Source organism: Klebsiella sp. 10, assembly GCF_018223925.1.
Lineage (GTDB): Bacteria > Pseudomonadota > Gammaproteobacteria > Enterobacterales > Enterobacteriaceae > Klebsiella > Klebsiella pneumoniae.
Window position 1 is genome coordinate 15,834 of record NZ_JAGRRB010000012.1, and the last position, 14,512, is coordinate 30,345.

The 14,512-nt window shown below is 57.3% G+C and carries 11 protein-coding genes; 10 read left to right on the forward strand and 1 reads right to left on the reverse strand.

The window, feature by feature from the left end:
- From csrD to tldD, 8 genes are all read left to right on the forward strand, one after another.
- Positions 1–1,941, forward strand: a complete 1,941-nt coding sequence (gene csrD / locus KHQ26_RS13525; RefSeq protein WP_002918686.1) for an RNase E specificity factor CsrD — start codon at positions 1–3, stop codon at positions 1,939–1,941.
- A gap of 305 nt (positions 1,942–2,246) precedes the next feature.
- Complete coding sequence (mreB, locus tag KHQ26_RS13530) at positions 2,247–3,290, forward strand: rod shape-determining protein MreB (protein WP_002918653.1); 1,044 nt, start codon at positions 2,247–2,249, stop codon at positions 3,288–3,290.
- A gap of 70 nt (positions 3,291–3,360) precedes the next feature.
- The gene (gene mreC / locus KHQ26_RS13535; RefSeq protein ID WP_004149974.1) at positions 3,361–4,353 is read left to right on the forward strand and encodes a rod shape-determining protein MreC; all 993 of its coding nucleotides are present in this window, start codon (positions 3,361–3,363) and stop codon (positions 4,351–4,353) included.
- A complete protein-coding gene (gene mreD, locus KHQ26_RS13540) occupies positions 4,353–4,841 on the forward strand; it encodes a rod shape-determining protein MreD (protein WP_002918648.1) in 489 nt (162 codons plus the stop codon). The genes mreC and mreD overlap by 1 nt, the downstream gene beginning before the upstream one ends.
- A 7-nt stretch (positions 4,842–4,848) precedes the next feature.
- Complete coding sequence (locus tag KHQ26_RS13545; RefSeq protein WP_002918646.1) at positions 4,849–5,430, forward strand: Maf family protein; 582 nt, start codon at positions 4,849–4,851, stop codon at positions 5,428–5,430.
- 2 nt (positions 5,431–5,432) lie between these two features.
- Positions 5,433–6,902, forward strand: a complete 1,470-nt coding sequence (gene rng, locus KHQ26_RS13550) for a ribonuclease G (RefSeq protein WP_002918644.1) — start codon at positions 5,433–5,435, stop codon at positions 6,900–6,902.
- A gap of 37 nt (positions 6,903–6,939) precedes the next feature.
- Positions 6,940–10,737 carry an AsmA2 domain-containing protein YhdP gene (yhdP, locus tag KHQ26_RS13555; RefSeq protein ID WP_004174111.1) on the forward strand — a complete coding sequence of 1,266 codons (3,798 nt, stop codon included), beginning with the start codon at positions 6,940–6,942 and terminating at the stop codon, positions 10,735–10,737.
- 88 nt (positions 10,738–10,825) lie between these two features.
- Positions 10,826–12,271, forward strand: a complete 1,446-nt coding sequence (gene tldD / locus KHQ26_RS13560; RefSeq protein ID WP_004144958.1) for a metalloprotease TldD — start codon at positions 10,826–10,828, stop codon at positions 12,269–12,271.
- A 35-nt stretch (positions 12,272–12,306) separates the two neighbouring features.
- Here tldD and aaeR read toward each other — a convergent pair whose 3' ends face one another.
- Positions 12,307–13,236, reverse strand: coding sequence for an HTH-type transcriptional activator AaeR (gene aaeR / locus KHQ26_RS13565; protein ID WP_002918641.1), 930 nt, complete (start codon positions 13,234–13,236; stop codon positions 12,307–12,309).
- A gap of 131 nt (positions 13,237–13,367) precedes the next feature.
- On the opposite strand from aaeR, the gene aaeX reads away from it, so the two are divergent.
- Together aaeX and aaeA are read left to right on the forward strand one after the other, a co-directional pair.
- Positions 13,368–13,571, forward strand: coding sequence for a p-hydroxybenzoic acid efflux pump operon protein AaeX (gene aaeX, locus KHQ26_RS13570; protein ID WP_002918640.1), 204 nt, complete (start codon positions 13,368–13,370; stop codon positions 13,569–13,571).
- Positions 13,572–13,578: 7 nt separating this feature from the next.
- Positions 13,579–14,511 (forward strand): p-hydroxybenzoic acid efflux pump subunit AaeA, encoded by a 933-nt coding sequence (aaeA, locus tag KHQ26_RS13575; protein ID WP_002918639.1) that lies wholly within the window; start codon positions 13,579–13,581, stop codon positions 14,509–14,511.
- The last annotated feature ends 1 nt before the right edge of the window (position 14,512 follow it).

A 14,512-nucleotide genomic window follows, 5' to 3' on the forward strand; every position in this document is an offset into this window, starting at 1 on the left:
ATGCGATTAACGACGAAGTTCTCAGCCTTTATTACGCTGCTAACTAGCCTGACCATCTTTGTCACGCTGATTGGCGCTTCGCTGAGTTTTTATAACGGCATTGAGAACAAGGTCGAAAACCGCGTTCAGGCGGTGGCGACCATGCTGGATAACCGGCTCATCACCACCTCTTTCGATAAGCTTGAACCGCAGTTGGATGAGCTGATGACGCCGATCGAGATCGTGCATATCGATTTCATGCTCAACGGCAAACCGCTCTACAGCCATTCCCGACCCGATAGCTATCGCCCGCTCGGCAGCCATGAGCAATTCCGTGAGATCACGGTTCAGTCGCTTAAACATCCTGGTATTACGCTGCATCTGGTCTACGTTGACCCGATGGTGAACTATTTCCGTTCGCTGTCGATCACTGCCCCGCTGTCGATCTCCATTGGCTTCATGGTGGTAATTATTTTCTTCGCCGTCCGCTGGATCCGCCGCCAGCTGGCCGGCCAGGAGCTGCTGGAGCTGCGTTCCACGCGTATCCTGAGCGGCGAGCGCGGGCCGCAGGTGCGCGGGTCGGTCTATGAATGGCCGGCCAGCACCAGTAGCGCGCTGGATATGCTGCTGTCGGAGCTGCAGTTCGCCAGCGATCAGCGCAGCCGGATGGATACGCTTATTCGCTCCTACGCGGCGCAGGATTCGAAAACCGGACTGAATAACCGCCTGTTTTTTGACAATCAGCTGGCCACGCTGCTGGAAGACCAGGAGAAGGTGGGAGCCTACGGCATCGTGATGATGATCCGTCTGCCGGAGTTTGATCTGCTACGGGACAACTGGGGACGGGCGGCGGCCGAAGAACATTACTTTACGCTTATCAACCTGCTCTCTACCTTTATTATGCGTTACCCCGGCGCGCTGTTGGCGCGCTATCACCGTAGCGACTTCGCCGTGCTGCTGCCGCACCGTACGTTGAAAGAGGCGGATAGTATCGCCGGCCTGTTGCTGAAGGCGATGGATGCGCTGCCTCCAACGCGTATCCTCGATCGCGACGATATGATGCATATCGGCATCTGTTCTTTCCGCAGCGGGCAATCGGCGGCGCAGGTGATGGAACATGCGGAAGCGGCGACGCGCAACGCGGTGCTGCAGGGCAGCAACAGCTGGTCGGTCTATGATGACACCCTTCCGGAGAAAGGTCGTGGCAACGTTCGCTGGCGAACGCTGATCGAACAGATGCTGAGCCGCGGCGGGCCGCGGTTGTACCAAAAACCTGCTGTCACCCGCGACGGGCGGGTACATCATCGTGAACTGATGTCGCGGATGTACGACGGTAAAGAAGAGGTGATTGCAGCGGAATACATGCCGATGGTGCTGCAGTTTGGCCTGGCGGAGGAGTATGACCGCCTGCAGGTAACGCGCCTGCTGCCGTTTTTAGGCTTCTGGCCCGAGGAGAATCTGGCGCTCCAGCTGTCGGTGGAGTCGCTGATCCGTCCGCGTTTCCAGCGCTGGCTGCGCGATGCCTTGATGCAGTGTGAAAAATCGCAGCGTCAGCGGATTATTTTTGAACTTGCAGAGGCAGATGTTTGTCAATATATCGGCCGTCTGCAGCCGGTTATGCGATTGGTTAACGCTCTGGGCGTTCGGGTGGCAGTGGTTCAGGCGGGGTTAACCCTGGTTGGAACCAGCTGGATCAAGCAGCTGGATGCGGAGCTGATCAAACTGCATCCGGGTCTGGCGCGCAACATCGAAAAGCGCAGCGAGAACCAACTGCTGGTGCAAAGCCTGGTGGAAGCCTGTAAAGGCATGCCTATGCAAGTTTTTGCGACGGGCGTACGTAGCCGCAGCGAGTGGTTGGTACTGTCCCAATGCGGTGTCACGGGCGGGCAGGGGGAATTTTTTGCCGCCTCACAGCCACTTGACACAAATGTGAAAAAATATTCGCAAAGATACTCGGTTTGATCTGCCGTTTAGCGTGATTTCACGTAGAATAACGCGCGCCATCGTGAAGGGGGTGTGCTTGTCTACCTGCCGGATCATCGCAATGTAAATGCCAGTGACCCTCCTTTGACAGGTTACAAATTCAGGCGTGGAGCGCTGCTGAAGATTTCAGCAATGAACGGAGTCGGGAAAATTTGTAACAAAGGAAATGAACTGCACTAATTTTCACCGCAGCAGGTGATTTTTGCGCCTTGTCGCTGCTGCGTGTGGTTGGTAAAGTAAGCGGATTTTGTTTTCCGCCCCAGCTTTCAGGATTATCCCTTAGTATGTTAAAAAAATTTCGTGGCATGTTTTCCAATGACCTGTCCATTGACCTGGGTACCGCGAATACCCTTATTTACGTAAAAGGACAAGGCATCGTATTGAATGAGCCTTCCGTGGTGGCCATTCGTCAGGATCGTGCCGGATCGCCGAAAAGCGTCGCCGCCGTGGGTCATGAAGCGAAGCAGATGCTCGGCCGTACCCCGGGTAATATCGCGGCGATTCGCCCGATGAAGGACGGCGTTATCGCTGACTTCTTCGTGACGGAAAAGATGCTGCAGCACTTTATCAAACAAGTGCACAGCAACAGCTTTATGCGCCCGAGCCCGCGCGTGCTGGTGTGTGTACCGGTTGGCGCAACCCAGGTCGAACGTCGCGCTATTCGTGAATCCGCGCAGGGCGCAGGCGCCCGTGAAGTCTTCCTGATCGAAGAGCCGATGGCGGCAGCGATTGGCGCAGGCTTACCGGTTTCTGAAGCGACCGGCTCCATGGTGGTGGATATCGGTGGCGGTACCACTGAGGTGGCGGTTATCTCCCTGAACGGCGTGGTCTATTCCTCTTCTGTACGTATCGGCGGTGACCGCTTCGACGAAGCCGTTATCAATTACGTGCGTCGTAACTACGGCTCCCTGATCGGTGAAGCGACCGCTGAACGTATCAAGCATGAAATCGGTTCGGCTTACCCGGGCGATGAAGTGCGCGAAATTGAAGTGCGCGGTCGTAACCTGGCGGAAGGCGTGCCACGCGGCTTCACCCTGAACTCAAACGAAATTCTTGAAGCGCTGCAGGAGCCTCTGACCGGCATCGTGAGCGCGGTCATGGTTGCCCTTGAGCAGTGCCCGCCGGAACTGGCGTCTGATATCTCTGAACGCGGGATGGTTCTCACCGGCGGTGGTGCGCTGCTGCGCAACCTGGACCGTCTGTTAATGGAAGAAACCGGTATTCCAGTCGTGGTTGCTGAAGATCCGCTGACCTGCGTAGCGCGTGGCGGCGGCAAGGCGCTGGAGATGATCGACATGCACGGCGGCGACCTGTTTAGCGAAGAGTAGTCAGCCTGAAGGTCTGGGGCGGCATACGAGCTGCCCCTGGTCTTTACTGACACGAGAATACGCATAGCCTATGAAGCCAATTTTTAGCCGTGGCCCCTCGCTACAGATTCGCCTTATTCTGGCGGTGCTGGTGGCGCTTGGCGTGATTATCGCCGACAGCCGCCTGGGTACGTTCAGTCAAATCAGAACGTACATGGATACAGCCGTCAGCCCTTTCTACTTTGTCTCTAATGGTCCCCGGGAACTGCTCGACAGCGTATCGCAGACGCTAGCTACCCGCGACCAGCTCGAACTGGAAAACCGCGCGCTGCGCCAGGAGCTGTTGCTGAAAAACAGCGATCTGCTGATGCTGGGCCAGTACAAGCAGGAGAACGCGCGCCTGCGTGAACTGCTTGGCTCGCCGCTGCGCCAGGACGAGCAAAAAATGGTGACGCAGGTCATCTCAACGGTCAACGACCCTTACAGCGATCAGGTGGTTATTGACAAAGGCAGCGTGAACGGCGTCTATGAAGGCCAGCCGGTTATCAGCGATAAAGGCGTCGTGGGGCAGGTCGTGGCCGTGGCGAAAATGACCAGCCGGGTGCTGCTGATCTGCGATGCCACTCATGCGCTGCCGATCCAGGTTCTGCGTAACGACATTCGCGTCATTGCCGCCGGTAACGGCTGCACGGACGATCTCCAGCTTGAGCATCTGCCGGCAAATACCGATATTCGCGTCGGCGACGTGCTGGTGACCTCCGGTCTCGGCGGTCGTTTCCCTGAAGGGTATCCGGTTGGGGTAGTCTCCTCGGTGAAACTGGACACCCAGCGCGCCTATACCGTGATTCAGGCGCGTCCGACGGCCGGGCTGCAGCGCTTGCGCTATCTGTTGCTGCTGTGGGGCGCCGATCGTAATGGCGCTAACCCGATGACCCCGGAAGAGGTTCATCGGGTGGCTAACGAACGTCTGATGCAGATGATGCCGCAGGTACTGCCTGCGCCGGATGCGATGGGGCCGCAGATGCCGGCGCCCGCCACCGGGTTGACGCCGCCTCAGCCGTCGCAGCCTGCAGGGGGGCAATAGTGGCAAGTTACCGTAGCCAGGGACGCTGGGTTATCTGGCTCTCGTTTCTTATCGCGCTATTGCTGCAAATTATGCCCTGGCCGGCGGACATCAGCGTTTTCCGGCCCAACTGGGTATTATTGATCCTGCTGTACTGGATCCTCGCGTTGCCGCACCGGGTAAACGTGGGGACGGGTTTCGTGATGGGGGCTATTCTTGATCTCATCAGCGGTTCAACGCTCGGCGTTCGCGCGCTGTCTTTAAGCATCGTCGCCTATCTGGTCGCGCTGAAGTATCAGCTGTTCCGTAACCTGGCGCTGTGGCAACAGGCGCTGGTGGTAATGCTGTTATCCCTGGCCGTGGATATCATTGTTTTCTGGGCAGAGTTTTTAGTGATCAACGTCTCTTTCCGTCCGGAAGTATTCTGGAGTAGTGTAGTAAACGGTATCCTCTGGCCATGGCTCTTCCTGCTGATGCGTAAAGTGCGTCAGCAATTTGCAGTGCAATAAGGTTGATATGACAACTCTGTATCTCGCTTCTGGTTCCCCGCGTCGGCAGGAACTGCTGACTCAGCTTGGTCTCGCTTTCGAGCGTCTGGTTCCTGGTATCGAGGAGCAGCGCCAGCCGCAGGAGAGCGCCCAGCACTATGTCGTCCGCCTGGCGCGCGAAAAAGCGCAGGCCGGGGTGGCGATGGCCACCCGCGATTTGCCGGTGCTGGGAGCGGATACGATTGTCATTTTGAACGGCGAAGTGCTGGAAAAACCGCGCGACGCCGAACACGCTGCAGCGATGCTGCGTTTGCTTTCCGGCCACACCCATCAGGTCATGACCGCGGTGGCGCTGGCGGATAAGCAGCAAACGCTGGACTGTCTGGTGGTCACGGAAGTGACCTTCCGGCGGCTCAGCGAGCAGGATATCGCCGATTATGTGGCCAGCGGCGAGCCTTTAGATAAAGCAGGTGCATACGGTATTCAAGGGTTGGGTGGTTGCTTCGTCAGGAAGATTAATGGCAGCTATCACGCCGTAGTCGGCTTACCGCTGGTGGAAACGTATGAGTTGCTCAGTAACTTTAACTCACTGCGTAAAGGAAAGGGATAAAGATGACGGCTGAATTATTAGTTAACGTAACGCCATCCGAAACGCGCGTTGCGTATATTGATGGCGGTATTCTGCAGGAAATCCATATTGAGCGTGAAGCGCGACGCGGAATAGTAGGCAATATCTACAAAGGTCGTGTTAGCCGAGTGCTGCCGGGAATGCAGGCGGCTTTTGTAGATATTGGTCTGGATAAGGCGGCGTTCCTTCACGCCTCCGATATCATGCCGCATACCGAGTGCGTCGCCGGTGAGGAGCAAAAGCAGTTTACCGTGCGCGATATTTCGGAGCTGGTGCGCCAGGGCCAGGACCTGATGGTCCAGGTGGTTAAAGATCCGCTGGGTACCAAAGGCGCGCGTCTGACCACCGATATTACCCTGCCTTCCCGCTATCTGGTCTTTATGCCAGGCGCCTCCCACGTGGGGGTCTCTCAGCGGATTGAAAGCGAAGCCGAGCGCGAGCGCCTAAAAAAGGTCGTCGCAGAATATTGCGATGAGCAGGGCGGGTTTATCATTCGCACCGCTGCGGAAGGCGTTCACGAGCAGGAGATGGCCGCCGATGCCGCTTATCTTAAGCGCGTATGGACCAAGGTGATGGAGCGCAAAAAGCGCAACCAGACCCGCTATCAGCTGTATGGCGAGCTGGCTCTGGCCCAGCGCGTGCTGCGTGATTTTGCCGATGCGCAACTGGATCGCATTCGCGTCGACTCGCGCCTGACCTATGAGGCGTTGCTCGAATTCACCGCCGAATATATCCCGGAAATGACCAGCAAGCTGGAACACTACAGCGGCCGTCAGCCGATATTCGATCTCTTTGACGTTGAGAACGAAATTCAGCGCGCGCTGGAGCGTAAAGTCGAGCTCAAATCGGGGGGCTATCTGATCATCGACCAGACCGAGGCGATGACCACCATCGATATCAACACCGGGGCCTTTGTCGGGCACCGCAATCTTGACGATACGATCTTCAATACCAACATCGAAGCCACCCAGGCGATAGCCCGCCAGCTACGTTTGCGTAATCTCGGCGGCATTATCATCATTGATTTCATAGACATGAACAATGAAGATCACCGTCGACGGGTGTTGCACTCTTTAGAGCAGGCGCTGAGTAAAGATCGGGTGAAGACCAGCATTAACGGCTTCTCCCAGCTGGGCCTGGTGGAGATGACCCGTAAACGCACCCGTGAAAGCGTGGAGCATGTGCTGTGCAACGAGTGCCCAACCTGCCACGGACGTGGAACGGTAAAGTCGGTGGAAACGGTGTGCTATGAGATTATGCGTGAGATCGTCCGCGTACATCATGCTTATGATTCCGATCGCTTCCTGGTCTATGCTTCCCCTGCGGTGGCGGAAACCCTGAAAGGGGAAGAGTCGCATGCGCTGGCGGAAGTGGAAATCTTTGTCGGCAAACAGGTGAAGGTACAAATTGAGCCGCTCTATAATCAAGAGCAGTTCGATGTTGTTATGATGTAAGACACTGCGTCATTGTGCGGCTGACAAGGAGAGAGGCGTGAGGCGACTGCCCGGGATTTTATTGCTCACCGTGGCAACATTGATTGTTATCGTCGCGCTGCTGGTGAGTGGCTTGCGTCTCGTGTTGCCACAGCTCGACGCCTGGCGTCCGCAGCTGCTGGAGAAGATCTCCACCCTCACCGGTACGCCGGTGGACGCCTCGCAGATCACCGCCAGCTGGCAGACTTTTGGTCCGACGTTAGACGCCCGCGATATCCATGTCGGGCTGAAAGATGGCGGCACAATGGCGGTCAAGCGCGTAACCCTGGCGCTGGATGTCTGGCAGAGCCTGCTGCATATGCGCTGGCAGTTCCGCGACCTCACCTTCTGGCAGCTGCAGGTCCATACCAATACCCCTATTCAGACCAATGACGGTGGCGAAAGCCTGAAAACCGACCGCATCAGCGATCTCTTTTTACGTCAGTTCGATCACTTTACTCTGCGCGACAGCCATCTGAGCTTCCTGACCCTTTCCGGTCAGCGGGCGGAGCTGGCGGTTCCGCAACTGACATGGCTTAACGGCAGGAACCGTCATCGCGCCGAGGGGCAGCTCAGCCTCTCCAGCCTCACCGGCCAGCATGGCGTCATGCAGGTGCGGATGGATCTTCGCGATGAGGATGGCCTGCTGAATAAAGGCCGGGTCTGGCTGCAGGCGGATGATATCGACGTCAAACCGTGGCTGGGACGCTGGATGCAGGACAATATCGCCCTGAAAAGCGCCCGCTTCAGCCTCGAAGGCTGGATGACCATTGAAAAAGGCGATGTGGCCAGCGGCGACGTATGGCTGAAAAAAGGGGGCGCCAGCTGGCAGGGCGATAACGAAGTCCATCATTTGTCGGTGGATAACCTGACGGCGCATCTCTCCCATGATAAGCAAAGCTGGGCCTTTTATATTCCCGATACGCGGATCGCTATCGATGATAAACCCTGGCCAAGCGGAGCCCTGGCGATGGCGTGGATCCCGGCGCAGGACGTTGGTGGCGACGATCGTCAGCGTAGCGATGAGTTACGTATTCGCGCCAGCAATTTGGCCCTCAGCGGCCTGAGCGGGTTACAGCCGTTTGCTGATAAGCTGGCGCCTTCTCTGGGCGAACTCTGGCGTACCACGCAGCCTGGCGGCAAAATCAATTTGCTGGCTCTCGATATCCCCCTGCAGGCGACGGAGAAAACGCGTTTTCAGGCGCAGTGGAGCGATCTGGCGTGGAAGCAGTGGAAACTCCTGCCTGGGGCAGAGCACTTCTCCGGCAGTCTGAATGGCAGCGTTGAGCACGGGGAATTACGCGCCCATATGGCGAAGGCGCTGATGCCGTATGCCGGCGTCTTCCGCGCGCCGCTGGAGATAGCCGCTGGCGAAGCCACGCTCAGTTGGGTGAAAAACGACAAAGGGTTTATGCTTGATGGCCGCGATATAGACGTGCAGGCGACAGGCGTACGCGCCCGCGGCGGCTTCCGCTATCTGCAACCGCAGGGGGACGATCCCTGGCTGGGCATTCTGGCGGGCATCAGCACCAATGACGGTGGCCAGGCATGGCGTTATTTCCCGGAAAATCTGATGGGCAAAGCGCTGGTGGACTATCTGAGCGGCGCGATTAAAGCGGGGCAAGCCAGCGATGCGACGCTGGTGTATGGCGGCAATCCGCATTTATTCCCTTATCCGCATAATGAAGGCCAATTCCAGGTTTATGTTCCGCTGAAGAACGCCACTTTTGCCTTCCAACCGGACTGGCCGGCGCTAACCGGGCTGAACATCGATCTCAATTTTATCAACAACGGCCTGTGGATGCGGGCGGATAAAGCGATGCTTGGCAACGTGACCGCCAGCAATCTCGATGCCGCGATCCCGGACTATGCGCAGGAAAAACTGCTGATTGATGCCGATATCAAAGGCCCGGGAAAAGAGGTTGGACCTTACTTTAATACTACGCCGCTGAAAGAGTCGCTCGGGGCGGCGCTGGATTCCCTGCAGCTGGATGGGGATGTGAGCGCTCGCTTACATCTTAATATCCCCCTCGACGGCGAGATGACCACCGCGAAAGGCGATGTGCGCCTGCAGAATAATAGCCTGTTTATCAAACCGTTAGATACTACGCTGCAGAACCTGAGCGGTAATTTCAGCTTTGTGAATGGCGATCTCAATAGTCAAACGTTGAGCGCGACCTGGTTTAATCAGCCGCTGAACCTCAATTTTTCCACCCGCGAAGGTGAAAAAGCGTTTCTGGTGGATGTCGGGATGAATGCCAACTGGCAGCCGTCGCGCACCGGGCTGCTGCCGAAAGCCGTGAGTGAGGCGTTGAGCGGTAGCGTCCCGTGGGATGGCAAGGTCGCCATCGAACTGCCGTACCATGGCAATGCCAGCTATAAGGTCGATATCAACGGCGATCTGAAGAATGTGAGCAGTCGCTTACCTTCGCCAGTCAGTAAGCCCGCCGGCGAACCCCTTCCGGTCAAAATTAACGTCGCCGGCGGCCTGAGCAGCTTCGACCTGACCGGCTCCATCGGGGCGAAGAATCATATTAACAGCCGCTGGTTGCTCAATCATAAGCTGACGCTGGATAGAGCGATCCTTACCACTGACAGCAAAGGGCACTCTCCGCTGCCCGATCAGCCCGGTATCGAGCTCAACCTGCCGCCGATGGATGGCGCGCAGTGGCTGGCGCTCTTCGAGAACGGCGCGGCAAATGAAGTGAGCAGCAGCGTGCTCTTTCCACCGCGCATTGTGCTGCGTACGCCGTCGCTGGCCCTCGCGGGGCAACAGTGGAACAACGTCAGTCTGATGTCCCAGCCGGTCGCCGGCGGCTCGCAGGTTGAGGCGCAGGGGCGTGAGATCAATGCCATATTGACGATGCGCGACAATGCTCCGTGGCTGGCAAATGTGCGTTATCTCTATTTCAATCCGGCCAGCGCCAGCGGCCAGAACGCAACAGAGAATGTGGCCCCCCAGACGGCGACGCGGCTGGATTTCCATGGCTGGCCCGATCTGCAGCTACGCTGCGCGGAATGCTGGCTGTGGGGACAAAAATATGGCCGCATCGATGGGGATGTGGCGATCAAAGGGGATACCTTAACGCTCTCCAACGGCCTGGTGGATACCGGGTTTGGCCGGCTGACGACCAACGGCGTGTGGGTGAACGCCCCTTCAGGGGTTCGAACCTCGCTGAAAGGCAGACTGCACGGCAATAAGACGGATGCATTTGCGGATTTCTTTGGCGTCTCCACGCCGGTGAAGGATTCGCCGTTTGATATCGACTACGATCTGCACTGGCGCGCGCCGCCCTGGTCACCCGATGTTGCGTCGCTCAATGGCATCATTAAAAGCCACCTGGGCAAGGGGCAGTTTACCGACCTGAGTACCGGGCACGCTGGCCAGCTGCTGCGTCTGCTGAGTGTGGATGCCCTGCTGCGTAAACTGCGTTTCGATTTCAGCGATACCTTCAGCGAAGGCTTTTACTTTGATTCGATTAACAGTACGGCATGGATTAAGGATGGCGTACTGCATACCGATGATACGCTGGTGGATGGCCTTGAAGCGGATATTGCTATGAAAGGGTCGGTCGATCTGGTGCGTCGCCAGCTGGATCTGCAGGCGGTGGTGGCGCCGGAGATCTCCGCGACCGTCGGCGTGGCGGCGGCCTTTGCCGTCAACCCCATCGTCGGCGCGGCGGTATTTGCCGCCAGCAAAGTGCTGGGTCCGCTGTGGAATAAAGTTTCGATTCTGCGCTATCGCATCACTGGCCCGATTGACCAGCCGCAGATCAATGAAGTGCTGCGCCAGGCGCGCAGCAATAAAAAGCAATGATTTGACGATTGCCGGGAATTGCCGCAATCTCAATAGATAGCCTTCTGTATTTCCGCCTGTCAGGCGGCAACAAACGAGTAGCATAACGATGAGTCTGAACCTGGTAAGTGAACAATTACTGTCGGCAAATGGCCTGAATCATCAGGACCTGTTTGCCATTCTTGGTCAACTGACCGAGCGCCGCCTCGATTACGGCGATCTCTATTTTCAGTCGAGCTATCACGAATCCTGGGTTCTGGAAGACAGCATCATTAAAGATGGGTCGTACAATATCGACCAGGGCGTAGGCGTGCGCGCCGTCAGCGGCGAAAAAACGGGCTTTGCCTACGCCGATCAGATCAGCAAACTGGCGCTGGAGCAGAGCGCCCAGGCGGCGCGGACCATTGTGCGCGACACCGGCAATGGCAAAGTGCAGACCCTCGGCGCCGTAGAGCATCGTGCCCTGTACACCAGCATCGACCCGCTGCAGAGTATGACCCGGGAAGAGAAGCTGGATATTCTGCGCCGGGTAGACAAAGTCGCCCGGGCGGCGGACCAGCGGGTGCAGGAGGTTTCAGCCAGCCTGAGCGGGGTGTATGAGCTGATCCTGGTCGCCGCCACCGATGGCACTCTGGCCGCCGACGTTCGTCCGCTGGTTCGTCTTTCCGTCAGCGTGCTGGTGGAAGAGGATGGCAAGCGTGAGCGCGGCAGTAGCGGCGGTGGCGGGCGTTTTGGTTATGACTATTTCCTCGCCTCCCAGGAGGGCGACGTGCGGGCCGATGCCTGGGCGAAAGAAGCGGTGCGCATGGCGCTGGTCAACCTCTCGGCGGTCGCCGCCCCTGCGGGGATGCTGCCGGTGGTGCTCGGCGCCGGCTGGCCTGGCGTCCTGCTGCATGAAGCGGTCGGCCATGGGCTGGAAGGCGATTTCAACCGGCGTGGCACCTCGGTCTTTAGCGGCCATATGGGGGAATTAGTCGCCTCTGAGCTGTGCACCGTAGTGGATGACGGCACCATCGCCGATCGCCGTGGCTCGGTGGCCATTGATGACGAAGGGACGCCGGGGCAATACAACGTGCTAATCGAAAACGGCATTCTGAAAGGCTATATGCAGGATAAACTCAACGCGCGCCTGATGGGCGTCGCACCGACCGGCAATGGCCGACGTGAGTCGTATGCCCATCTGCCGATGCCGCGTATGACCAACACCTATATGCTGGCGGGCCAGTCGACGCCACAGGAGATTATCGAATCGGTCGACTACGGTATCTTTGCGCCTAACTTCGGCGGCGGGCAGGTGGATATCACCTCCGGTAAATTCGTCTTTTCCACTTCCGAGGCCTATCTGATCGAAAAAGGGAAGGTCACGAAGGCGGTGAAAGGGGCCACGCTGATTGGCTCCGGCATTGAGACCATGCAGCAGATTTCGATGGTGGGCAACGACCTGCGCCTGGATAACGGCGTCGGCGTCTGTGGCAAAGAGGGCCAGAGCGTGCCGGTGGGCGTCGGCCAGCCGACCCTGAAGGTCGATAACCTTACCGTCGGCGGCACCGCCTGATCCTGACCTGGTTCCCGGCGCTGCCGGGAACCGCTTCACCGGGCGATCCCGCGCCCGTGCATGCCCTGATAGATCTTCGCCACGTCGACAAAATACTCCGTCAGATAGTTGATACAGACCTGCACTTTCAGCGGCAGTTTATCCTTTTCCGTATACAGGGCGTAGACCGGTCGCGGATCGGACTGATAGCTGGGCAGCAGGATCTCAAGCTCACCGCGGTTGATCTCTTCGATCGCCCACATTAAGGGTACATAGGCGATACCCACCCCGGCGGTCAGCCAGCGCACCAGCGTCATAGGGTCGTTGGTCACGAAGCGCCCCTGCGGGGTCAGGCGGGTCGAGATCCCTTCCGGCGCGATAATGACAAACTCATTGTCCGGCCGCACGCTATATTCCAGCCAGGCATGTCCGGCAAGGTCGGCCGGTTTCTCTGGATTGCCAGCCTGCGCCAGATAGCTTTTAGCGGCGCATAATACCATCGGCATTGAGCCCAGGCGGCGGGAAAAAAGGCTGGAATCCTGCAGGGCGCCCACGCGGATCACCACGTCAAGGCCGTCGGCGATCAGGTCTGGCGCAGGTATGCCGGTGACCAGATTAACAGAGAGCCCGGGGTATTCTTTGAGCATTTTCGCCGTTATGCGCGCCAGAACATTCTGTGCCATAGTTGAAGAGCAGCCGATGCGCAGCGTCCCGATGGGGGTATTGTTAAATGCGTATAATTGCTCATGGACATCCTGCGCTTCAAACAGCATCCTACGGCAGCCCTGGTAATAGATTTTACCTGCTTCAGTTAAGCCAAGGCTGCGGGTGCTGCGGTTGAGCAGCTTTACCTGCAGTTCATCTTCCAGTTTGGCGACGGTCTGACTGATCGAGGAAACGCTCATCTGAAGCTGGCGGGCCGCTGCGGTGAATGAACCTAATTCGACCACTTTGGCGAAAACGGACATGCGTTTTAATCGTTCCATTATTCACTCTGGCTTAAAAGTGATTTAGATCACACATTGTAGATAATGCGGCAATCGTTACGTTAATATATTGTTAGCTACATAATAAACGCATCTGCTCACTACCTGTACGCTTCTTATTCAAGGTCATCATGAGTCTGTTTCCTGTCATCGTGATTTTCGGCTTATCGTTTCCGCCGATCTTCTTCGAGTTGCTTTTGTCGCTGGCTATCTTTTGGCTGGTGCACCGACTGCTGGTTCCGACCGGCATTTACGATTTTGTCTGGCACCCAGCACTGTTTAATACGGCGCTCTATTGCTGCCTTTTTTATTTGATATCGCGCTTGTTCGTTTGAGGTTGATGTGAAAACACTAACAAGAAATATCCTCCGTACTGCCATTACCGTGATACTGGTCATTCTGGCCTTCGTGGCGATTTTCCGCGCCTGGGTTTATTACACCGCCTCGCCGTGGACGCGTGATGCGCGCTTTAGCGCCGACATTGTGGCGATTGCCCCCGACGTCTCCGGGCTGATTTCTCAGGTAAACGTCAAGGATAACCAACTGGTTAAGAAAGACCAGGTATTGTTCGTTATTGACCAACCTCGTTACCAAAAAGCGCTGGCGCAGGCGGAAGCTGATGTCGCCTATTATCAGACGTTAGCTCAGGAAAAACGCGTCGAAGCCGGTCGGCGTAATAAGCTTGGCGTACAGGCGATGTCGCGGGAAGAGATTGATCAGGCGAACAACGTACTGCAAACCGTTGAACATCAGCTGGCGAAAGCGGTGGCTAGTCGCGACCTGGCCAGGCTAGATCTGGAGCGGACGGTCATTCGCGCCCCTGCGGATGGCTGGGTGACTAACCTTAACGTCTACACTGGGGAATTTATCACCCGTGGCTCCACGGCGGTGGCGCTGGTGAAAGAGAATACGTTTTACGTCATGGCCTATCTGGAAGAGACCAAACTGGAGGGCGTCCGTCCAGGCTATCGTGCGGAGATTACCCCGCTGGGCAGCAGCAAAACCATTAAAGGGACGGTGGACAGTATCGCTGCGGGGGTGACCAACGCCAGCAGCAGCAGCGACTCGAAAGGGATGGCCTCGGTCGACTCCAACCTTGAGTGGGTGCGTCTGGCGCAGCGTGTGCCGGTGCGTATTCGCCTCGATCACCAGCAGGGGAATCTGTGGCCATCGGGCACCACGGCGACGGTAGTGATCACCGGTCAAGAAGATCGTGATACCAGCCAGGCCAACTTCTTCCAGAAACTGGCTATGCGCCTGCGCGAATTTGGTTAAT

Bases quoted from the DNA above. Each gene is read 5' to 3' on its own strand.
- mreC (WP_004149974.1), top strand. From the start codon at position 3,361: ATGAAGCCAATTTTTAGCCGTGGCCCCTCGCTACAGATTCGCCTTATT.
- mreB (WP_002918653.1), top strand. From the start codon at position 2,247: ATGTTAAAAAAATTTCGTGGCATGTTTTCCAATGACCTGTCCATTGAC.
- rng (WP_002918644.1), top strand. From the start codon at position 5,433: ATGACGGCTGAATTATTAGTTAACGTAACGCCATCCGAAACGCGCGTT.
- aaeR (WP_002918641.1), bottom strand. From the start codon at position 13,236: ATGGAACGATTAAAACGCATGTCCGTTTTCGCCAAAGTGGTCGAATTA.
- tldD (WP_004144958.1), top strand. From the start codon at position 10,826: ATGAGTCTGAACCTGGTAAGTGAACAATTACTGTCGGCAAATGGCCTG.
- aaeX (WP_002918640.1), top strand. From the start codon at position 13,368: ATGAGTCTGTTTCCTGTCATCGTGATTTTCGGCTTATCGTTTCCGCCG.
- csrD (WP_002918686.1), top strand. From the start codon at position 1: ATGCGATTAACGACGAAGTTCTCAGCCTTTATTACGCTGCTAACTAGC.
- KHQ26_RS13545 (WP_002918646.1), top strand. From the start codon at position 4,849: ATGACAACTCTGTATCTCGCTTCTGGTTCCCCGCGTCGGCAGGAACTG.